Here is a 20,151-nt window from a genome sequence, read left to right as displayed (position 1 = left end):
GGCGACGGCGGGCGTCACAGATGTCGGTAGACGTCCTCGAGCGAGATGTTCCTGCCCACCATGAGCACCTGGACCCAGTAGAGGAGCTGCGAGATCTCCTCGGCGAGGGCCTCGTCCGACTCGTGCTCCGCAGCGATCCAGACCTCACCGGCCTCCTCGAGAACCTTCTTCCCCTGCGCATGCACACCGGCGTCCAACGCTGCCACCGTGCCCGACCCCTCGGGGCGGGTCACGGCACGATCGGTGAGCTCGGCGAACAGGGAATCGAAGTTCTTCACGGGGCCTGATTGTTCCACGTCACGGCGACCCGACGTGCAGCGGTCAGGACGGTCGCCGCGTGGAGACGTCCCGGAGCTCGTCGACGGTGACCCCCACGAGCCCGTCGCGGAAGGTGCGTCCCGGCGCCGCGGGCACCGGGACCTCCGTGCCGACGACCAGAACCGCGCACCCGGCGGTACTCGCGGCCTGCGTCCCCGTGGGCGAGTCCTCGACGGCGACGCAGGACGCCGGGTCGACCCCGAGCAGGCGAGCCGCCCGAAGGTAGGGATCCGGCGACGGCTTGGCCGACGCGACCTCGTCGCCGCAGACCGTCGCGTCGAAGCGGTGACGTCCCAGCGTCTCCAGCGCGACCTCCGTCAACGCCCGCTCGGTGTTGGTGACCAGCGCGCAGCCCAGACCGGCGGCCTTGACCGCGTCCAGGGTCTCCGCGGCCCCGGGAAGCCAGGGCAGACCGTCCGCGAACAGCACGCGGACGCGCCCGTTGAGCCACTCCGCGGCCTCGGCGAGGTTCTCCGGCGTCGCCTCCCGGCCCACGTGCGCGAACACCTTGGCGAGCGCTCCCTGCATGGAATTGCCCAGCGTCGACTCCCGGACCTCGGACGTCAGTTCTCGGCCCAACCGCGCGGAGAGCTCGTAGACGGCGACGTCCCACAGTCGCTCCGAGTCGAGCAACGTGCCGTCCATGTCGAACAGGACGGCCTGGAGTTCAGACATTGAAGTACTTGGCCTCCGGGTGGTGGAGCACGAACGCGTCGGTCGACTGCTCCGGGTGCAGTTGCAGTTCCTCGGACAGGTCGACGCCGATGCGCTGCGGCTCGAGCAGCGAGACCAGCTTGATGCGGTCCTCGAGGTCGGGGCAGGCGCCGTAGCCGAACGAGTACCGCGCGCCGCGATACTCGAGCTTGAAGTAGCCCTCGACCTCGTCGGGGTCCTGGTCGACCAGCGAGCGGCCGCCGGGGAGCACGAGCTCCTCACGGACCCGGCGGTGCCAGTACTCCGCCAGCGCCTCGGTCAGCTGGACGCCGATGCCGTGCACCTCGAGGTAGTCGCGGTAGGCGTCGGCCGCGAAGAGCTCGTTGGCGAAATCCGCGATGGGCTGGCCCATGGTGACCAGGTTCATCGGCAGGACGTCGACCACCCCGGTCTCGCGAGCGAGGTCGCGGGACCGGACGAAGTCGGCGATGCACAGGAACCGCCCACGGTCCTGACGGGGAAAGGTGAACCGAACCCGTTCCGGCGCATCGGGTTCCGGCGATTCGAGCACCACGAGATCGTTGCCCTCGGAGACCGCCGGGAAGTACCCGTAGACCAGCGCGGCGTGGGCGAGGATGCCGTCCGTGCTGAGACGGTCGAGCCAGTACCGCAGACGCGGCCGACCCTCGGTCTCCACCAGGTCCTCGTACGTCGGGCCGTCGCCGGCGCGGGCGCCGCGCAGGCCCCACTGGCCGAGGAACAGGGCACGTTCGTCCAGCAGTCCCGAGTACTCGGCCAGGGCGATGCCCTTGACGATGCGGCTGCCCCAGAACGGCGGCGTCGGCAGTTCCTTCTCCACCGCGACGTCCGACCGCGCCGGGATCTCCACCGGGACCTCGGCGGCCTTGCGCTTCTCGGCGATCCGGCGCGAGCGCTCGTGGCGTTCCTTGCGCTCGGCCACCTTGGCCGCCGCGGCGAGTGCCTCCGGGCTGTCGGGGGCGGGAGCGACACCGCGCTTGGTGTTCATGATGCTGTCCATGAGGCGCAGCCCCTCGAACGCGTCGCGGGCGTAGGAGACCTCGCCCTCGTACACCTCCGCGAGGTCGTTCTCGACGTAGCTGCGGGTGAGCGCCGCGCCGCCGAGCAGCACGGGGAACTGCTCCGCGACACCCTTGGCGTTCAGCTCGAGGAGATTCTCCTTCATCACCACGGTGGACTTCACCAGCAGTCCGGACATGCCGATGACGTCGGCCCGCTTGTCCACCGCGGCGTCGAGGATGGCCTGGATGGGCTGCTTGATGCCGAGGTTGACCACCTCGTAGCCGTTGTTGCTGAGGATGATGTCGACGAGGTTCTTGCCGATGTCGTGCACGTCGCCCTTGACGGTGGCCAGGACGATGCGGCCCTTGCCGTCCTCGTCGGTCGCCTCCATGTGCGGTTCCAGATGTGCCACTGCGGCTTTCATCACCTCGGCGGACTGCAGCACGAACGGCAACTGCATCTGACCCGAGCCGAACAGCTCGCCCACCGTCTTCATGCCGGACAGCAGGGTCTCGTTGATGATGGCCAGCGGCGGCGTGGTCTGCATGGCCTCGTCGAGGTCGTCGCCCAGGCCGGCACGCTCCCCGTCGACGATGCGACGCTCCAGCCGCTCGAACAGCGGTAGACCGGCGAGTTCCTGCGCCCGCGATTCGCGCGCCGACGCGGCGGAGACGCCCTCGAAGAGCGCCATGAGCGCCTGCAGGGGGTCGTACCCCTCGCGCCGACGGTCGTAGACCAGATCGAGCGCCACCTGACGCTGCTCGTCGGGGATCCGGGCCATCGGCAGGATCTTCGACGCGTGGACGATGGCGGTGTCGAGACCGGCCTCCGTGCACTCGTGAAGGAAGACCGAGTTCAGGACCTGCCGCGCGGCCGGGTTCAGGCCGAACGAGATGTTGGAGATGCCCAGGGTGAAGTGCAGCTCGGGGTGCCGCTCGTGCAGCGTGCGAATGGCCTCGATCGTCTCGATGCCGTCCCGGCGCACCTCCTCCTGCCCGGTGGAGATGGGGAAGGTCAGCGCGTCGATGATGATGTCGGACTTCGGCACACCCCAGTTCTCGGTGATGTCGGTGATGAGGCGCTCGGCGATGCGCACCTTCCACTCCGCGGTCCGCGCCTGGCCCTCCTCGTCGATGGTGAGGGCGACGACGGCGGCGCCGTGACGGGTGACCAGCTGCATGATGCGCTCGAAGCGCGAGCCCGGCCCGTCACCGTCCTCGTAGTTCACCGAGTTGACCGCGCAGCGGCCGCCGAGGTGTTCGAGACCGGCCTCGAGCACCGCCGGCTCGGTGGAGTCGAGCATGATCGGCAGCGTCGAGGACGTGGCGAACCGGGACGCGAGTGCCGCCATGTCCGCCGCGCCGTCGCGGCCCACGTAGTCGACGTTGAGGTCGAGCATGTGAGCGCCGTCGCGGGTCTGGTCCTTCGCGATGTCGATGCACTTCTGGTAGTCCTCCGCGATCATCGCCTCGCGAAATGCCTTGGAGCCGTTGGTGTTGGTCCGCTCACCGATCATGAGCACCGACGAATCCTGATCGAACGGCACCGCTGCGTAGAGGGAGGACACGCCGTTCTCCGGCGCCGGGGTCCGGTGGCCCCGCGGGGCGTCGTGCACCGCGTCGGCGACCTGGCGGATGTGCTCCGGGGTGGTGCCGCAGCAGCCACCCACCAGCGCGAGGCCGTAGTCGGTGACGAAACCGCGGAGGGCCTCGGCCAGCTCGTCGGGCGCCAGGGGGTACTCCGCGCCCTTCGGTCCGAGCTGCGGCAGACCGGCGTTCGGCATGACCGACACCGGCACCGTGGCGTGCTTGCTGAGGTGGCGCAGGTGCTCGCTCATCTCCGCCGGACCGGTGGCGCAGTTCAACCCGATCATGTCGACCCCGAGCGGCTCGATCGCGGTCAGCGCCGCGCCGATCTCGCTGCCGAGCAACATGGTTCCGGTGGTCTCGACCGTGACGTGCGTGATGATCGGGATCCGCACGCCCAGCTGCTCCATGGCGGCCTGCGACCCCAGGATCGCGGCCTTGACCTGCAGCAGGTCCTGGCAGGTCTCGATCAGCACGGCGTCGGCACCGCCGTCGATCATGCCGAGCGCGGCCTCGGTGTACGCATCGCGCAGCGCGCGGAACGGGGCGTGTCCGAGCGTCGGCAGCTTGGTGCCCGGACCGAGGGAGCCGAGGACGAACCGGCCCATCCCGTCCCGGCCCGGCCCCACCTCGTCCGCCACCTCGCGGGCGAGCGCGGTTCCCTTGTAGGAGAGCTCGCGAATCCGATCCGCGATGTCGTAGTCCGCGAGGTTGGGGAGGTTGCAGCCGAAGGTGTTGGTCTCCACCGCGTCGGCACCGGCCTCGAAGTACTCGCGGTGGATCGCGCGGAGCACGTCGGGGCGCGTGTCGTTGAGGATCTCGTTGCACCCCTCGAGCCCGCGGAAGTCGTCCAACGTGAGGTCCGCCGCCTGCAACATCGTGCCCATGGCACCGTCGCCGATGACAACGCGCTGGTTCAGCGCATCGAGCAGGCGTGACCGGAATTCGACAGGCATGGTTCAAGCGTAGAGGGCGACCACGACACATCGGCGCGGGAGAGGGGGGTCGTAGGCTGGGCGGGTGAGCGAGCCATTCGAGCCCCCGGGCGAACGCGAGACGGACGACGGCGACGATCGGGCCGTGCCGACGCTGCGTGACCCCGTCATGGTCGCGGCGTTCGAGGGGTGGAACGACGCGGGCGACGCGGCCAGCGGGGCCGTCGAGCACCTGGAACTGATCTGGGACGCGGCGCCGCTCGCCGAACTCGATTCCGAGGACTACTACGACTACCAGGTGAACCGGCCCACCGTCCGGCAGGTCGACGGGGTGACGCGGGAGATCGACTGGCCGTCGACCCGGCTGTCGCTGTGCTCGCCTCCCGGTAGCGATCGCGACGTGGTGTTGCTCCGCGGCATCGAGCCGAACATGCGGTGGCGCAGCTTCTGCGACGACCTGCTCGATTTCGTCGAGGAACTGGGTGTGCGGACCGTCGTCATCCTGGGCGCGCTGCTCGCCGACACGCCGCACACGCGGCCCGTTCCGGTGACCGGTACCGCGTACAGCACCGACGCCGCCGAACAGTTCAACCTGGAGCAGACGCGGTACGAGGGCCCGACGGGCATCACCGGTGTCCTGCAGGACCAGTGCGTGCGCGCCGGGGTCCCGGCCGTGTCGTTGTGGGCGGCCGTGCCGCACTACGTGTCGCAGCCGCCGAACCCCAAGGCGACCGTGGCGCTGCTGCAGCGTGTCGAGGACGTGCTCGACATCGAGGTGCCCCTCGGCGAGCTGCCCACACAGGCGGAGGACTGGGAGCAGCAGGTCACCGAGATGACCGAGGACGACGAGGAGATCGCCGAGTACGTCCGCTCGCTCGAGGAGCGCGGCGACGCCGAGGTCGACATGAACGAGGCCGTGGCCAAGGTGGACGGCGACGCGCTGGCGGCGGAGTTCGAGCGGTACCTGCGCCGACGCGGTCCGGGCCGGTTCGGCGCGTGAGCCCCGCTCACCGGCCACGCCGGTGGTGAGCGAGGGCCGTTGGGCGTCGCTGCGGGTCGCCGCGCTGTACGCGGGCGGGTTCCTCGGACCGTTCGGCGGCGGTGTCGTGGCCTCGATGCTGCCGGAGATCGGCGGTGACCTCGGCGTGTCGACGGGCACCGCGTCGTCGTCGCTCACCGCGTATCTGCTGCCGTTCGCGGCGGTCATGCTCGTCTCGGGAACGCTCGGCGCGCGGTGGGGCCGCGTGCGGACGGTGCGCTGGGCCTACGCGCTGTACGCCGTGTCCTCGCTGGCGTGTGCTCTCGCACCCACGCTGGGCCTGCTGCTCGGTGCTCGTGCGGTGCAAGGCGTCGCCAACTCGTTCACCACTCCCCTGCTGCTGGCGGCCCTGGCCGCGGTCACCCCGCGCGAGCGCCTCGGGCGCGTCCTCGGCACGTTCGGCGCCTGCCAGGCTGCCGGGCAGACCAGCGCTCCCCTGGTGGGCGGATTGTCCGCCGAACTCGACTGGCGGCTGGCCTTCGTCGTGCTCGCGGTGGTGTCGGTGGCGCTCGGCGCCGCCGGACTGCCCGGTGAGGTCGACGACGATCGAGAATCCGAGCGGGGGGCGCCGGCGGGACGGTTGCGCGACGCGGTGACCCTCCCGGTCCTGCGGGTGGCGACGGTGGCCTTCCTCGGCTGGGGCGCCCTCGGCGGCCTGAGCTTCCTCGTCGCCTTCCGCGGCGAGGACACCTTCGGACTCACCGCCGCACAGCGCGGGCTGCTGCTCACCGTCTTCGGTGTCGCCGGCATCCTCACGGCGCGCCGCGCGGGCGGGTTGATCGATCGATGGGGTGCGCGGCGGACCATCGTCCTCGCCGCCCCGGTGGGCGCGGCGGCGGTGCTCGTCGCCGGCACCGTCGACGTGCTGCTGGTGGTGGCGCTGGTGTGGGCCGCGGCCGGCGTCGCCTCCCAGATGATCCTGGTCGGGGTCAACACCGCGGTGCTGGGCTCGGCCGGCGCCAATCGGGGCGGTGCGGTGTCCGTGGTGCAGTCGTTCCGATTCTTCGGCGCGGCCGCCGCGCCGCTGGCGCTGACGCCTCTCTACGCGGTGCATCCGCACGTGGCGTTCGTCGTCCCGGCGCTGCTGCTGGGCATCGCCGCACCCCTGCTCGTGCTGCGCGGGACCCGGCGGTGAGCCCCGCCACCCGCGCGGGGTCGGACCGGAGCGACCCCTACCCTGTTTCGGTGACCGATTCGACCGCACTGGACGACCGCCTGCGGCTGCTGTCGTTCGCCACGGCCGAGAAACGGCTGGACTACCTGCGGGTTCTCCGCGCGTTCGACCACGCCCGAACGGGGTACGTCGTGCTTCTCCACGCGGGCGACGTCGCCGACATCCTGGCCCGGACCGGCTCCGGGGACACTCTCACCGCGGCAGAGATCGGGCCGCTGCTCGACCAGCTGCACACCTGGGGTGTGCTCGAACGCAGCTACGACGGGTCCCGTGCCGCCACCCTCGCGGAGTACCGCAACCGCCATTACGTCTACCAGTTCGGTCAGGTGGGCTATCACGCCTACCGCGCGGTGGAGGACGTCGTCGCCGCGCGTCCCGACGACGCCGCGCTGTCCCGGCTGGCCCTGCCCGAGCTGCTCGCCGACCTCGAGGATCTGGCCGCGGCCAATCGGGCGGGTGACGCGGACCTGGTGCATCGCAAGCTCGTGCGTCTCGACGCCGCGCTGAACGACCTGGCCACCCGCGCCGCGCACTTCTACCTCTCGCTCGGGGACCTCGTGCGCACGACCGACGTCACCCCGGAGACGTTCCTGGCTCACAAGGACGCCCTGCTCGCGCACATGCGCGAGTTCTCCTCCGACCTCGCGCGCTACGCGCCGAAGCTCGCGGCGGCCATCGACGCGGTCGAGCGGACCGGCCTCGACGCCCTGCTGGACCGCGCGGCCGACAGCGACGAGCGGGTCTTCCTCGAGCGCACCGACCGCCGCGCCGACCGCGCGGCCCGCTGGGCGGGGCTCGTCCACTGGTTCGCGGCCGACGACGGCACCGCCGAGGTCGACCGTCTCCGCGACGGCACCATGAGTGCGATCACCGCGGTGCTCGCGTTGCTGCGGCGGGTGACCGAGAGTCGTCGTACCGGCGTCAGTCGGGAATCGCAGTTGCGCCACCTCGCGGGGTGGTTCGCCGCCGCTCCCACCGAGGACGCGGCACACGCGCTGTTCGACGCGACGTTCGGGCTGGGCCGGCCACGGCACCTGTCGATGGCACATCCCGACGCCGAACTGATCCCCGACCACCGGTCGTGGTGGGACGCCCCTCCCGTCGAGATCGCCCGCACCCTGGCCGAGACGGGCCGAGCCCCGACCGCGGGCGCACCGGCGCGCGTCCACCGCAACGACGCCGGGATGCGTCGACTGCGCGAGCGTCAACTCGACGCGCAGCGTCGCCGCGCCGAGGCCGCCACGGCGCTCGGGGACGGCGGTGTCGACGGCCGCGTCCTCGGTCCGGAGGAGACCGCGGTCCTGCTGACCCTCCTCGACGCGGCCCTCGGCGCGCGGGTGCCGGTGACCGGGCGACTCGAGTCGACCACCGGAACCGAGGGAGCGACGTCGTTGACCCTCGTCCCGTCCGAGCACTCGACCGTGGTTCGGACGCACCGCGGCGTGCTGCACCTGGACAAGCTGGCCGTCACCGTCACCCGACGTGCCCCGGGAGCGCACCGATGAGGGTGCACTCGGTCCCGGGCCTCGCGCTCGACAACTACCAGCGCGCCGTGCGGACCGTTCTGTCCCACCACCTGATCACCCGGACCTACCCGGATCGCGTCGCCCTGCCGTTGGTGCGGCGGTGGGCGACGGAACTGCGCGAGGATCTCCAGGACGCGTTCGGCTACCGCCTCGAGGTCACCGAGACCACCGCGCGCCTGCATCCCGTCGTCGATCGGCTCGATGCCACCCGGCCGGCCCGCACGGCCGCGGACCGCGTGTTCGACCGTCGTCGCTACGCCCTGGTGGCTCTGGTGCTGGCCGCGCTCGGCCGGGCAGGCGACCAGGTCACGCTGTCCGAACTCGCCGACGCCGTGACCTCGGAAGCCCGCCGCGTGGTGGGGGTCGACCTGGACACCGACCGGGCGGCCGACCGCGATGCCTTCGTCGACGCGGTCTCGTGGCTCACCACTCGCGGAGCGATCAGCCTCGCCGACGGCGACGCGGGCGGCTGGGCCCGCGATCCGGACTCCGGCGAGGCGCTCTACGACATCGACCCGAGCATCGTCGCCGCCCTGTTCCGACCACCCCGGCCGGTGCAACACCTCGCGGGCGCGGCGGGCCTGCTCGCCGATCCACCCCGTGACGCTGCCGACCGTGCCCGCCGCGCTCGCCGTGCCCTGGTCGAACGGCCGGTGGTGTACGACGCGTCGACCGAGCAGGACGTTCCCGACGCCCGGTCGATCGCGGACGTGGCGCTGCTCACCGGTCTGACCGCCGAGCGTCGCGCCGAGGGGGTCGCGCTGATCGACACGTCGGGACGGTTGTCCGACCTCCGCTTCCCGTCCACCGGCACGGTCGCCCAGGTGGCGCTGCTGCTGGCCGGGGAGATCGCCGATCGGGTGCTCGATCCCGACGGCGATGCCCTGCCTCGCGTGGCAGTGACGATCGACCGCACCGCGGACCTGGTCGCGGCACTCGACACGGCCGTCCCCGTCGGCGGCGTGTTCGAGACGCTGAACGACGAGCCCGATCCCGCGGCCGATCCGGATCACGTTCCCGCCGCACCGCCGCTGCATCCGGTGGTCTCGGATGCCTGGCTCGCCGAGACCGTCGAGACCGTCGTCCGCACCTACGGGCGGACGTTCGCCGCCCAGTGGCAGGCGGACGCCGCCGGTCTCCGGCGCGCTGCGCTCACCCTGCTCGAACGGTTGACGCTGATCGCTCCGGTCGACGGCGGTGTCGCGGCGCTGCCGGCCCTCGCCCGCTACCGCGGGGTGGTGGTGACGGTGCGCGAGCGCTCGGCCGCCCCCGATCTGTTCGAACCCGCACGCACGGAGGACCTCTCGTGACCCGTACTTCCCGCTTCCGCCCCACGCGGGCCGGCATCGTCAACCTGTGGGACTACCGGGATCAGGAGTTCTCCTTCGCCGACGGTCGCCTGGTGTTGCGTGGACCCAACGGCTCCGGCAAGACCAAGGCCCTCGAGGTGCTCTACCCGTTCGTGCTCGACGGTCGCATCGAGCCGCGTCGCCTGAACCCGTTCGCGGGCGAGGAACGCACCATGAAGTCCAATCTCCTGTACCGGGGCCAGGATTCGGCGCACAGCTACGTGTGGATGGAGTTCGGCCGCGGTCGAGCCGACGATCCGGAATGCGTCACGGTGGGCATCGGTATGCGCGCCACCCGGTCCGTCGACAAGGTCACCCGGTGGTACTTCGTCGTCGACGGCCGGGTGGGCGTCGACTTCTCGCTGCTCGGAGACGATGACCGTCCTCTCACCAAGAAGCAGTTGGCGGACCAGATCGGCAGCGACGCCATCGTCGATCGCCCGATCGACTATCGGGCGGCCATCGACGCGCGCATGTTCGGCCTCGGGGCCGAGCGCTACGACCAGCTCATCACGCTCGTGCTGACGCTCCGGCGCCCGCAGCTCGCGAAGAACCTCGACCCGAAGGGCCTCTCGCGGGCGCTGTCGGACGGCCTGCGCCCGCTGGACGACCACCTGGTCCTGGACGCGGCGCGGTCCTTCAGCGACATGGAGGAGGTGGGCCGCGCGCTCGAGGGGATCGCCGAGGCGGATCGGGCCGCCACCTCGTTCCTCGACGTGTACGGCCGGTACCTGGCGGTCCAGGCGCGGACCGACGTCGACCAGGTCTCCCGCCGCCTGGACGCGGTCGATCACGCCGTCACCGCCGTGTTCGCCGCCCGCGCCCTGCAGGACCGACGCCGGGCCGAGCGGGAGGCGGCCGAGCTCCGGTTCGACGAGGCCGATCGCGCTCTCGATCGCGCGCTGACGGACCAACAGACGCTGCAACGCTCGTCGGCCTACGAGGGCAAGCAGCAACTCGACGATCTCGCCGACGCCGTTCGGCGCCTGGAGATCTCCACCCAGCAGCAGGCCGAGAAGGCGCGCCGGGCGCAGGAGGCCGTCGCCGGTCGCCGCGCCGACGCCGACGCCGCGGCGGAGCGAGCTCGCGAGGTGGCCACGATCGTCGCCCGCGCGGAGGACGAGCTGACGGCCGCGGCGGAGGATGCGGGGATCGCGTGGACCGCCTTGCCCGCCGACGCGCGCGTCGACCGCATCACCACGGCCGTGCGCGGCCACGCGGAGGAGCGCGACGCCGACGTCCGCGCGGTCCGCGCGGCGCTGCAGCAGGTCGACCGCGCGAGTGCCGACCGCGCCCGCGCCGAGCGGGCGGCCGACCGCGGTCGCGACGATCGCGACCGCGCGCTGGCCGCTGTGCAGGACGCCGAGGCCACGGTCACGGCGGCACGGTCACGGTGCGCCGGCGAGCTGCGGTCGTGGTGGACCGAGGCCTCGCGCGTCGTCGACGACGCCGACGTGCCCGTGGCGCTCGCGGAGGCGCTCGAAGCCCTCGGAGACGACGACGCTCCGTCGGTGCGTGACGTGCTGCGCGAGCGCCTCCGCGACACCGTCGACGCCCTCCGGACGGCCGAGCGGGACGCGACGCGCACGGCCGACGACGCACGTGGACACCTCGCGGAGCTGGAGGCGGACCGTGCCCGCGTCGCCGCCGAGCACGACGACGCGCCGCCCGTCCCGCACATCCGCGGGCCGCGGGAGAACGGCGTGGCTCTCTGGCAGCTCGTGCGCTTCGCCGAGCACGTCGACGACGCCGACGCGGCCGGTCTCGAGGCCGCCCTCGAGGCCGCGGGAATCCTCGACGCCCTCGTCGGCGAGGACGGCGCGGTTGTGCGGGGTGACACCGCGCTCACCGCGCTCGGCCCCGTCGAGGGACCCTCGCTCGCCGACGTGCTCACGGTCGAGGACGACCCCGCCGTCGACGCGGACGCGGTGCGGCGGATCCTCGAGTCCGTGGCACTCGGTGGGGACGGGCCCGTCCGCGTCGCCGCCGATGGCTCCTTCGCCCTGGGGGTGCTGCGCGGGTCCCATGCCAAGCCCGCCGCGGAGTACATCGGCGCCACGGCGCGGGCGCGTCGGCGAGCCGCTCGCGCGGCGGAACTCGACGCCGAGATCGACCGGACCCGCGCGCAGGTGGAGAGCGCCGACCGTGCCGCCGGCGACGCTCGCGCTCGTCTCGACGCCGTGGAGCGCTCCGTCGACCGCCTGCCCGGCACGTCGTCCATCACGGCGGCGCTGCGCAGCACCGTCGAGGCGGCCGGTGCGCTGCGCTCGATCTCGGAAGCCGCCGCCGCTGCGGACCAGGACCTCGACCGGGCCGTGGCTGCGCAGGCGGCCGCGGAGAAGGCGCTGCGGACCGCCGCGGTGACGCATCGCGTGCCCGCGTCCGGACGCGAACTCGACGCCCTCGCCGCCGCGATCCGCCATTTCGAGAACACCGGGCACGCCCTTCTCCGGCAGCGCGGCGACGTCGACCGCGCGGCCGAACGCGAGCGGGAGGCGTCGGCACGCCTCGACGAAGCCGTCGGGAACGCGGAGGAGTACGCCGAGGAGGCCGCGATCGCCGAGACCGGATACGAGCAGCAGTCGGCGAAGCTCGAGGTGCTGCGCGAGTCCCTCGGCGCCGACGCGGAGCAGATCGACGCCGAGCTCGCCGCGGTCCGCCGCCGCATCGAGGAGTGCAAGAAGGAGCAGGCCGCGGCGCGCAAGGCGGCCACCGCGGCGGGCGAGGACACCGGAGCCGCCGACGGCGCGCTCCGCACCGCGACGGCGGAACTGACGGCGGCCGTCACCGAAACCCTCACGGACGCTCGCCGATTGGCCCCGTACGCCGAACCCGACCTGCTGACCGTCCTCGGCGCTCCGTACCACCCGTGGCCCACCAGCGAGGCCGCGTGGTCCACGCCGGAGCAGGTGCTCTACCGGGCCGAGGCGGCCACCACGCCCGACGACGTACCGGACGTGCTGCCCACCGAGGTCCGCGGTCTGCTGACCGCCCTCGCTGCCGCCACCGCCGACGTCAAGGCCACCGACTCGACGCGCAAATCCACCCGCAGCGCTCTCACCACGGCACTGCAGGAGTTCGATGCCGGTCTGGCGGCGTCGGGTCAGGACTTCCGCCTCGAGTGGGACGCCGTCGACGGCGTCACGGTGGTGCGGGTGCAGGACGAGCGCGGCCGAACCACCGTGGCGGAGTTCGCCTCCCGGGTCGCGGAGGCTCGGCGCGACCAGGAGACCCTGCTGACCGACGCCGAACGCCGCATCCTCGAGGACGCCCTGCTGACGGGCCTGGCGCAGCAGATCCACGAGCGCACCGTCGACGCGCGCGCCCTCATCGCCCGGATGGGGGCGGAGATGAAGGAACGGCGGATGTCCTCCGGGTCCACCATCGGCGTCCATTGGGTGCTCGCGGACACGCTCGACGACGAGGGGCGGGCCGTCTCGAAGCTGCTCGAGCGGGACAGTGCCGCGTTGTCGCCGGACGATCTGGCCCGCATCCGGGCGTGGTTCGCGGCGCGGATCCGCACAGCCAGGGCGGCGCATCCCGAGCGCTCGTACCCCGAGATTCTCACGGAGGCACTCGATTACCGGCAGTGGCGGGTGTTCGCCTTCACTCTTCTCGGCGCGGACGGGTCCGAGGATCGACTCACCGTCGCCCGGCACAGCGCGCTTTCCGGCGGCGAGCAGTCGGTGTCGTTGCACCTGCCGCTCTTCGCGGCGGCGCACGTGATGCTGTCCTCCGCGGATCCGCACTCCCCCCGGCTGCTCGCGCTGGACGAGGCGTTCGCCGGTGTGGACGACAACGGCCGACGCGAATTGCTGGGCCTCAGTGTGCAGTTCGACCTGGACCTGTTCATGACGGGCTACGACCTCTGGATCACCTACGCCGGCGTTCCCGGCTGCGCGCACTACGACCTGGCCCACTCCGCGGCCGAGAACACGGTCAGCGCAGCCCTGCTGGTCTGGGACGACGGCGAACTCCTCGCCGAACACGACGGGTCCGATCTCGCCGCCGCCCTCGGCTCGCCGCAGCGGCGCCGGGTGCCCACCCCGGTGTCGGGGGGTCTCGACTTCGCGGAGGTGTAGGGCGAGCACGGTGGAACACGTCCGGCGCACTGTGGAATTCGAGCCCGTCGACTTCCACGATCAGCCGTGCTCGCCGGTCCAGGAGATCCACCACGAACTGCCCCACCCGAGCGTTGGCCTCCAGTCGGTATCCGCGGCCGGCGAGGGCGCGGATCAACAGCCGTTCGGGTTCCGAGGCGACGTTGCGCGCGACCGTGTCGATCAGCCGACGCACCCGTGCGCTGTGGCGGACGCCGCGCCGCAGCTCCGCCCTGACCGCGCTCACGGTCAGGCCGGCGGCGATGCACTCGTCGACGAGCTTGCCGGCGGCGCCGTCGTTCAGGTCCGCGGCGCAGTCCACCACCGTGCGAGCCGGAGTCGTGACCCTGAGGTCCGACAGGAACGCCGACCGCGCCGACCCCTCGTGGGCGTGCAGCCAGGGCGGCGTACGAGTGCGTCGCGACCACGATCACGTCGACGAACTCGGGATCGCCGTCACCGTGGACGCCGGGCAGAACACGAACGAAGCGGCGAGAGATGGTCGCGTCGGACATCGACGCGCGAAGCTGTGCTCAGCGCAGCCGCACACCCAGGAGCGCGTCCACCGTATCGGCGATCAACCCCGGCGCCGCGGTGTCGGACCCGCCGATCGTGACGGCGTCGCGCGCCCAGGCGTCGAGGGCGTCGAGGGCCTTGGGGGTGTCGAGGTCGTCGGCGAGGTGCTGGCGGACGCGGGCGACGGTGTCCTCGGCCGACTGGGCGGACTCCAGGGCCGCCGCGGCCGTCCATGCCTCGAGTCGTCGCTTCGCGGTGTCGAGAGTGGCGTCGTCCCAGGAGCGATCCTGGCGGTAGTGGCCGGCGTAGAGGCCCAGGCGGATCGCGCCGGGATCCACTCCGGCCGCCGTCAGCTTCGACACCAGCACCAGGTTGCCGAGGGACTTCGACATCTTCTCCCCGTCGAGCCCGATCATGCCGGTGTGCACGTAGTGACGCGCGAAACGGTCGGCGCCGGTGAGGGATTCGGCGTGGGCGGCCGAGAACTCGTGATGGGGGAAGATCAGGTCGCTCCCACCGCCCTGCACGTCGAACCCGGAGCCGATCCGGTTGAGCGCGATCGCGGCGCACTCGATGTGCCACCCCGGGCGGCCGGGGCCCATGGGCGACGGCCACGACGGTTCGCCCGGCCGGGCGGCCTTCCAGATCAGCGCGTCCAGAGGATCCCGTTTGCCGGCGCGATCGGGATCACCGCCGCGTTCGGCGAAGAAGCGCGCCATGGTGTCGCGGTCGTACCCGGACTCGTACCCGAACTGCTCGGTGGCGTCCGCGCGGAAGTAGACGTCGGGGTACTCGGCATCGTCGACGGTGTAGGCCGCACCCGACGCGAGCAACTTCTCCACCAACTCGACCACCTCGGCGACGGACTCGACGGCGCCGATGTAGTCGCGGGGCGGAAGCACGCGCAGTGCGGTCATGTCGGACCGGAACAGGTCGGTCTCCCGCTGCCCGAGGGACTGCCAGTCCTCGCCGTCGCGGGCCGCGCGCTCGAACAGGGGATCGTCGACATCGGTGACGTTCTGCACGTAGTGCACGTCGTGGCCGGCGTCGCGCCACACGCGTTGCACCAGGTCGAAGGTCAGGTAGGTGGCGGCGTGACCGAGGTGGGTGGCGTCGTAGGGGGTGATGCCGCAGACGTACATGGTGGCCGTCGAACCCGGTGCGACGGGCCGCACGGCGCGATCCGCGGTGTCGTACAGGCGGAGGGCAGGGCCCTCGCCGGGAACCGTGGGGACAGCGACATCGGGCCAGGACTGCATGGCGCCCAGCCTATCCGGTGACCGGCGACGGACCGTTCGCCAGGCTCAGAAGGCGGGCCACGGGAGCGGCCGCGAGGACGTCGGCGCCGGCATCACGGGCCGCTCGACCAGGGATCGGACCCGCCGCCGCAGCGCGTCGATCTCGGCGTCGGTGATCAGGGGTGCCAACTCGTCGCCCAGCGAACCGCCGAGCGCCTCGAGCACTCGCTCGAGATCGGCCACGAGGTCCGCGCCGATCGGATCGCCGGCCCAGCCCCAAAGCACCGTCCGCAGCTTGTTCTCGCGATGCATCGCGAGGCCGTGATCGACGCCGTAGACCGCGCCGTCGAGGCCCTCGAGGACGTGGCCGCCCTTGCGGTCGGCGTTGTTGAGAATCACGTCGAGCACGGCCATGCGGTGCAGTCGAGGGTCGTCGGCATGGACCAGGGTGATCTCCTCCCCCGTCTCGTCGTGTCCCCGCAACACCGGAAGGTAGCCGTCGGGGACCAGGTCGGGCCGGCAGATGTCGACCAGGTCGATGCCGTCGCCCGCCTCGGGGCGTCGGTCGACGGTGTCGATCCACCGCTGCACCATGCCGGGACCGACGGGCCCGTCGCGCAGCACGGTGGTCGGCACGACTCCCCACCCGAGCGCCTCCGACACGCGGTACGACGCCACCTCCCGCCCGGCGAGCGTCCCGTCCGGGAAATCCCAGAGCGGTTGCTCGCCGCGGACCGGCTTGTAGACGCAGCGCAGCGGGGCGGCCGTGTCGGTCTCGGTCTCGGTCTCGGGACGGGAGATCTCGCAGACCAGGGTCGCGTTGGACGCCTGCACGACGCGGCCGACGATGGTCAGCTCGGCCGTGGTCAGCAGGTCGAGGTCGTCGGGGGCGGTCAGGAGTCGTCCCCGAAATCGGTGACGGCGGACCCGGAGACCGGTCCACGCCGGTAGCCGTTGGTGCGCACGCACATGTGCCCGCCGGACGTGAGGGGCTCCCCGCACAGCGGGCACGGCGGCCGACCGGCGGCGATGACCCGCTCGCTGCGGGCTGCGAATTCCCGCGCCTGCTCCGGGCTGAGGAACACCCGCACGGCGTCCGGGCCCTCGTCGGTGTCGTCGAGGACCACCGACTCGTCGATCTCGGTCTCGGTGATGGCGAGCAGTTCCACCACGACGGCCCCGGCGTCGGCATCCCACCCGAGCCCCATGGTGCCGACACGGAACTCGGCGTCGACGGGGGTGACCAGCGGGTCGATGTCGGAGGGGTCGGTGTCGGACGGCGGCACCTCGGCACCGAACCGTCGGGCCACCTCGTCGAGGAGCAGCCCGACCCGGTCGGCGAGCACCTGCACCTGCTGCTTCTCGAGCGCCACCGACACGACGCGGGCCTCGTGCACGGCCTGCAGGAAGAACGACCGATCACCGGGTTCGCCCACCGTGCCGGCGACGAACCGATCGGGAGTGCGGAAGACGTGAATCGCGCGGGACATACTTTCACCTTCCGTATCCGCGCCGGACCCCGTGTCGGGGTTCGTGTCCGGCGGTGATGGTGGCCTGGCGACCTCCATCGTCATTATCCGCGTGCTGTCCAGCGTGCGCGGTCAGCGACCCGCTCCGCCGCCGATCACGGCGTCGGAGGACTCCCCGCCGTCGGGGGCGTCGGGGGCCTCGGGGGCCTTCGGGGGCGGCGGCACCACCTGGCGCAGGTCGCCGCCCAGATCGCCGACACGGTGGACGAACGCCCGCGTCTCGGTGTAGCGCACGACGGAGATGGACGACGGGTCGACCACGATGCGCTGGAACTGGTCGAGGTGCGACCCGAGGGCGTCCGCGAGCACCGACTTGATGACGTCGCCGTGCGTGCACGCGACCCACACGACGTCGTGGCCGGCCTCGGCGGCCAACCGCTCGTCGTGGTCACGAACCGCGCGGACGGCGCGGGCCTGGACGTCGGCCAGTCCCTCGCCGCCGGGGAACACCGCCGCCGACGGATGCTGCTGGACGACCTTCCACAACTTCTCACCGGTCAGATCCTTGATCGCACGGCCCGTCCACTCGCCGTAGTCGACCTCGAGAAGTCGACCCTCGACCACCGGGTCGAGGCCACGCGCGGCCGCGAGGGGCGCCACCGTCTGCTCGCAGCGCAGGAGCGGTGATCGCACGATGGCGGCGACCGGGATGCCGTCGAGTCGGGCGACGATCTTCTCCGCCTGCTCCCGTCCGACCTCGTCGAGCTCGACGCCCTCGGACCGGCCGGCGAGGGTACCGGCGGTGTTGGACGTCGAGCGCCCGTGCCGCAGCAGGATGACCGTCATGGGACCAGCCTAGGGACCGCGCGTCAGGTGGCGGCGATGGTCCCCGTGGCGAGCAGGGCCATCACGGCCAGGCCGAGCACGATGCGGTACCCGACGAACCAGTTCAGCGAGTGGTTCTCCACGAAGCGCAGGAGCCAGGCGATGGACGCGTAGCCGAGCCCGAAGGCGACCAGCGTGGCCACCAGCAGCTGCGGCCCGGACGCCTGCAGACCCTCCCCGGACGGCGAGAACGCGTCCGGCAGGGAGAACAGCCCCGACGCGGTGACGGCGGGGATGGCGAGCAGGAACGAGAACCGCACGGCAGCGGGCCGCGTCAGGCCCAGGAAGAGCCCGGCGCTCGAGGTCGCGCCGGACCGCGACACGCCGGGGATCAGCGCGAGGCACTGCGCCAGACCCATGACCAGGCCGTCGCGGGTGGTGAGCTTCTCGATCGGGCGACGCTGCGTGCCCACCTTCTCGGCGATCATGATAACCAGCGCGAACACGATCAGCATCGTGGCCACGATCCAGAGATTCCGTGCACCGGTGCGGATGGCGTCCTTGAAGACGAAACCGATGACGCCGATGGGAATAGTCGCGAAGATCACGTACCAGCCCATGCGGTAGTCGAGATCGTCGCGCTGCGACCGGTCGACCAACCCGCGGAACCACGCTCGCACGATCCGCACGATGTCCTTCGCGAAGAAGAGCAGCACGGCCGCCTCGGTCCCGAGTTGCGTCACGGCCGTGAAGGACGCGCCGGCGTCGTCACCGAAGAACACCTCGGACACGATGCGCAAGTGGCCGGAGGAGGAGATCGGCAGGAACTCGGTCAGGCCCTGCACGGCGCCGAGCACCACGGCTTGCAGCCAGGACATGGAATCGGCGATCACGGTCGACGTCACGAGTGCCGACCGTACTAGGGTCGTCCCTCGATCACGGGGTCACCCGCCGTCCGGCAACGAAGCGAGCAGTCACCACCATGAAGCACAGAACCGTCGGTACCAGCGGACTTCGCGTCTCCCGCCTGGGACTGGGCACCGGGGAGTGGGGGCGTGGGGTGGACGGCGACGACGCCGCCGCCCAGATCACCGCCTTCGTCGAGGCGGGCGGGACCCTGGTGGACACCTCGGACACGTACGGCGACGGCCGGGCGGTGCGAGTCCTGGCCGAGATCCTCGACGACGTCGTCCCCCGCGCCGACCTGGTGCTCAGCGTCGACTCGGGTGTCAGTCCGGCCGACGCGGCCGGGCACTGGACCGTCGACTGCTCCCGGCGGGCGCTGCTCGCCGGGCTCGACCGCACGCTGCGCGACCTCGGCACCGACCACCTGGATCTGTGGAGCGTCGGCGCGTGGGACACGCGCACGCCGCTCGACGAGATCGCGGCGACGCTCGAGACCGCCGTCTCGTCCGGACGGGTGCGCTACGCGGGTGTTCGGGGGTACCGCGGTTGGCAGCTCGCCACCCTGGCGTCCCGCGTCCCGGTGGTGGCCGCGCAGGCCGAGTACTCCCTGCTGGCGCGCGGAACGGAGGACGATCTGATCCCGGCCGCCGCCTGGCACGGTGTGGGCGTGCTGGCGGTCTCCGCGCTCGGCGGCGGCGTGCTCACCGGCAAGTACCGCGACGGCGTCCCGGCGGATGCCCGCGGCGCGGATCCCGTGCGGTCCGCGGGCATCGCACCGTTCCTCGGGGAGGACGGCAGCAAGGTGGTCGAGGCCGTCCTGACCGCGGCCGACGGACTGGGTACCTCGCCGCTGGCGGTGGGTCTCGCCTGGACACGCGATCGGCCCGGCGTCGCGTCGACCGTGGTGGGGACCCGCAACATCGGTCAGCTCACCGGGGTGCTCGCGGCCGAGGACGTCGACCTGCCCCCGGCGATCGCGGCGGCTCTGGACGACGTCAGCGCGCCGTGGCGCTAGTCGGCTCCGCCGCGCGGGTCGAGTCGGCCGAGCAGCGCACGGACCAACGTGGTGTCGGCGGACCGCGGATCGTCGGGCGCGTGCACCGTGGCGACGGCATCCCGCACGGCAGCGGTCACCGAGCGCTCGTCGCAGAGGTCCACGTCGGTCACGTCGACGTCCGCCACCGCGTCGACGTCGACGTCCGTGGGCACCGTGACGGTGGCCCCGAGGCGGTAGAGCTCCACGCGCAGCGTCTTGCCGCGCACCCGGAACGCGAACGCGCGACCGTCGGCCGCGGTGCCGAATCCGTGCGCGTGCGGACCGGTGGTGACGTCGTCGACGGAGAAGTCGGGCCCGGTCGGGTCCGGCGTGGTCGGACGGCTCACGATGGACACCCCCGTGGAACCAGCGGTAACGGACACATCGGACCGTACCCACCCTCGACGGGGGCTGTCGCGTCTCCCCGCGCGGTGGGCGC

General features: G+C 72.1%; 15 protein-coding genes. 6 read left to right on the top strand and 9 right to left on the bottom strand.

The features are described 5' to 3' along the window. Nucleotides 1-14: 14 nt before the first annotated feature. Genes RC2_RS13640 through metH form a run of 3 tightly spaced genes read right to left on the bottom strand, consistent with a single transcriptional unit; the run spans nucleotide 15 to nucleotide 4,555 of the window. Nucleotides 15-296: a phosphoribosyl-ATP diphosphatase gene (locus RC2_RS13640; RefSeq protein WP_174552328.1), complete on the bottom strand. Its 282-nt coding sequence runs from the start codon at nucleotides 294-296 to the stop codon at nucleotides 15-17. Between the two features lie 25 nt (nucleotides 297-321). Continuing rightward, a complete protein-coding gene (locus RC2_RS13635; RefSeq protein WP_068151530.1) occupies nucleotides 322-993 on the bottom strand; it encodes an HAD family hydrolase in 672 nt (223 codons plus the stop codon). Next, nucleotides 986-4,555, bottom strand: coding sequence for a methionine synthase (gene metH / locus RC2_RS13630; protein WP_068151532.1), 3,570 nt, complete (start codon nucleotides 4,553-4,555; stop codon nucleotides 986-988). Before metH ends, RC2_RS13635 begins: the two co-directional genes overlap by 8 nt. A gap of 148 nt (nucleotides 4,556-4,703) precedes the next feature. Between metH and RC2_RS13625 the strand changes: the two genes are divergently transcribed. Genes RC2_RS13625 through RC2_RS13605 form a run of 5 tightly spaced genes read left to right on the top strand, consistent with a single transcriptional unit; the run spans nucleotide 4,704 to nucleotide 13,704 of the window. After that, nucleotides 4,704-5,534, top strand: a complete 831-nt coding sequence (locus RC2_RS13625; protein WP_082895690.1) for a PAC2 family protein — start codon at nucleotides 4,704-4,706, stop codon at nucleotides 5,532-5,534. Between the two features lie 25 nt (nucleotides 5,535-5,559). Then, complete coding sequence (locus RC2_RS13620) at nucleotides 5,560-6,708, top strand: MFS transporter (RefSeq protein WP_082895691.1); 1,149 nt, start codon at nucleotides 5,560-5,562, stop codon at nucleotides 6,706-6,708. Nucleotides 6,709-6,758: 50 nt separating this feature from the next. Next, nucleotides 6,759-8,252 (top strand): TIGR02677 family protein, encoded by a 1,494-nt coding sequence (locus RC2_RS13615; RefSeq protein WP_245811114.1) that lies wholly within the window; start codon nucleotides 6,759-6,761, stop codon nucleotides 8,250-8,252. Beyond that, nucleotides 8,249-9,583, top strand: coding sequence for a DUF2398 family protein (locus tag RC2_RS13610; protein WP_068151545.1), 1,335 nt, complete (start codon nucleotides 8,249-8,251; stop codon nucleotides 9,581-9,583). The genes RC2_RS13615 and RC2_RS13610 overlap by 4 nt, the downstream gene beginning before the upstream one ends. Then, nucleotides 9,580-13,704, top strand: a complete 4,125-nt coding sequence (locus tag RC2_RS13605; RefSeq protein ID WP_068151546.1) for a TIGR02680 family protein — start codon at nucleotides 9,580-9,582, stop codon at nucleotides 13,702-13,704. The genes RC2_RS13610 and RC2_RS13605 overlap by 4 nt, the downstream gene beginning before the upstream one ends. Before the next feature lie 551 nt (nucleotides 13,705-14,255). Here the strand turns inward: RC2_RS13605 and mshC are convergent. From mshC to RC2_RS13580, 5 genes are all read right to left on the bottom strand, one after another. Beyond that, nucleotides 14,256-15,497: a cysteine--1-D-myo-inosityl 2-amino-2-deoxy-alpha-D-glucopyranoside ligase gene (gene mshC / locus RC2_RS13600; RefSeq protein WP_068151547.1), complete on the bottom strand. Its 1,242-nt coding sequence runs from the start codon at nucleotides 15,495-15,497 to the stop codon at nucleotides 14,256-14,258. Nucleotides 15,498-15,542: 45 nt separating this feature from the next. Next, on the bottom strand, nucleotides 15,543-16,373 hold the full coding sequence (locus tag RC2_RS13595; RefSeq protein ID WP_068151563.1) for an SCO1664 family protein: 831 nt from the start codon (nucleotides 16,371-16,373) through the stop codon (nucleotides 15,543-15,545). Next, on the bottom strand, nucleotides 16,370-16,966 hold the full coding sequence (locus RC2_RS13590) for a DUF3090 domain-containing protein (RefSeq protein WP_068151548.1): 597 nt from the start codon (nucleotides 16,964-16,966) through the stop codon (nucleotides 16,370-16,372). Before RC2_RS13590 ends, RC2_RS13595 begins: the two co-directional genes overlap by 4 nt. A gap of 111 nt (nucleotides 16,967-17,077) precedes the next feature. Next, nucleotides 17,078-17,791, bottom strand: coding sequence for a histidine phosphatase family protein (locus RC2_RS13585; RefSeq protein ID WP_072681524.1), 714 nt, complete (start codon nucleotides 17,789-17,791; stop codon nucleotides 17,078-17,080). A 23-nt stretch (nucleotides 17,792-17,814) separates the two neighbouring features. Then, a complete protein-coding gene (locus RC2_RS13580; protein ID WP_174552333.1) occupies nucleotides 17,815-18,660 on the bottom strand; it encodes an undecaprenyl-diphosphate phosphatase in 846 nt (281 codons plus the stop codon). Nucleotides 18,661-18,752: 92 nt separating this feature from the next. On the opposite strand from RC2_RS13580, the gene RC2_RS13575 reads away from it, so the two are divergent. Further along, nucleotides 18,753-19,691 (top strand): aldo/keto reductase, encoded by a 939-nt coding sequence (locus tag RC2_RS13575; protein WP_068144286.1) that lies wholly within the window; start codon nucleotides 18,753-18,755, stop codon nucleotides 19,689-19,691. Here RC2_RS13575 and RC2_RS13570 read toward each other — a convergent pair. After that, nucleotides 19,688-20,059 carry a hypothetical protein gene (locus RC2_RS13570; RefSeq protein WP_068144328.1) on the bottom strand — a complete coding sequence of 124 codons (372 nt, stop codon included), beginning with the start codon at nucleotides 20,057-20,059 and terminating at the stop codon, nucleotides 19,688-19,690. The two genes, RC2_RS13575 and RC2_RS13570, sit on opposite strands and share 4 nt — an antisense overlap. Between the last annotated feature and the right edge of the window lie 92 nt (nucleotides 20,060-20,151).

This window comes from Rhodococcoides corynebacterioides NBRC 14404 (assembly GCF_001894765.1).
Lineage (GTDB): Bacteria > Actinomycetota > Actinomycetes > Mycobacteriales > Mycobacteriaceae > Rhodococcoides > Rhodococcoides corynebacterioides.
The sequence above is the reverse complement of the archived record's forward strand: the minus strand, read 5'-3'. Positions and strand labels throughout refer to the sequence as shown.

Coding starts and splice junctions, on each gene's coding strand:
- RC2_RS13635 (WP_068151530.1), bottom strand. CDS start 993: ATGTCTGAACTCCAGGCCGTCCTGTTCGACATGGACGGCACGTTGCTC.
- metH (WP_068151532.1), bottom strand. CDS start 4,555: ATGCCTGTCGAATTCCGGTCACGCCTGCTCGATGCGCTGAACCAGCGC.
- RC2_RS13625 (WP_082895690.1), top strand. CDS start 4,704: ATGGTCGCGGCGTTCGAGGGGTGGAACGACGCGGGCGACGCGGCCAGC.
- RC2_RS13610 (WP_068151545.1), top strand. CDS start 8,249: ATGAGGGTGCACTCGGTCCCGGGCCTCGCGCTCGACAACTACCAGCGC.
- mshC (WP_068151547.1), bottom strand. CDS start 15,497: ATGCAGTCCTGGCCCGATGTCGCTGTCCCCACGGTTCCCGGCGAGGGC.
- RC2_RS13590 (WP_068151548.1), bottom strand. CDS start 16,966: ATGTCCCGCGCGATTCACGTCTTCCGCACTCCCGATCGGTTCGTCGCC.
- RC2_RS13585 (WP_072681524.1), bottom strand. CDS start 17,791: ATGACGGTCATCCTGCTGCGGCACGGGCGCTCGACGTCCAACACCGCC.
- RC2_RS13575 (WP_068144286.1), top strand. CDS start 18,753: ATGAAGCACAGAACCGTCGGTACCAGCGGACTTCGCGTCTCCCGCCTG.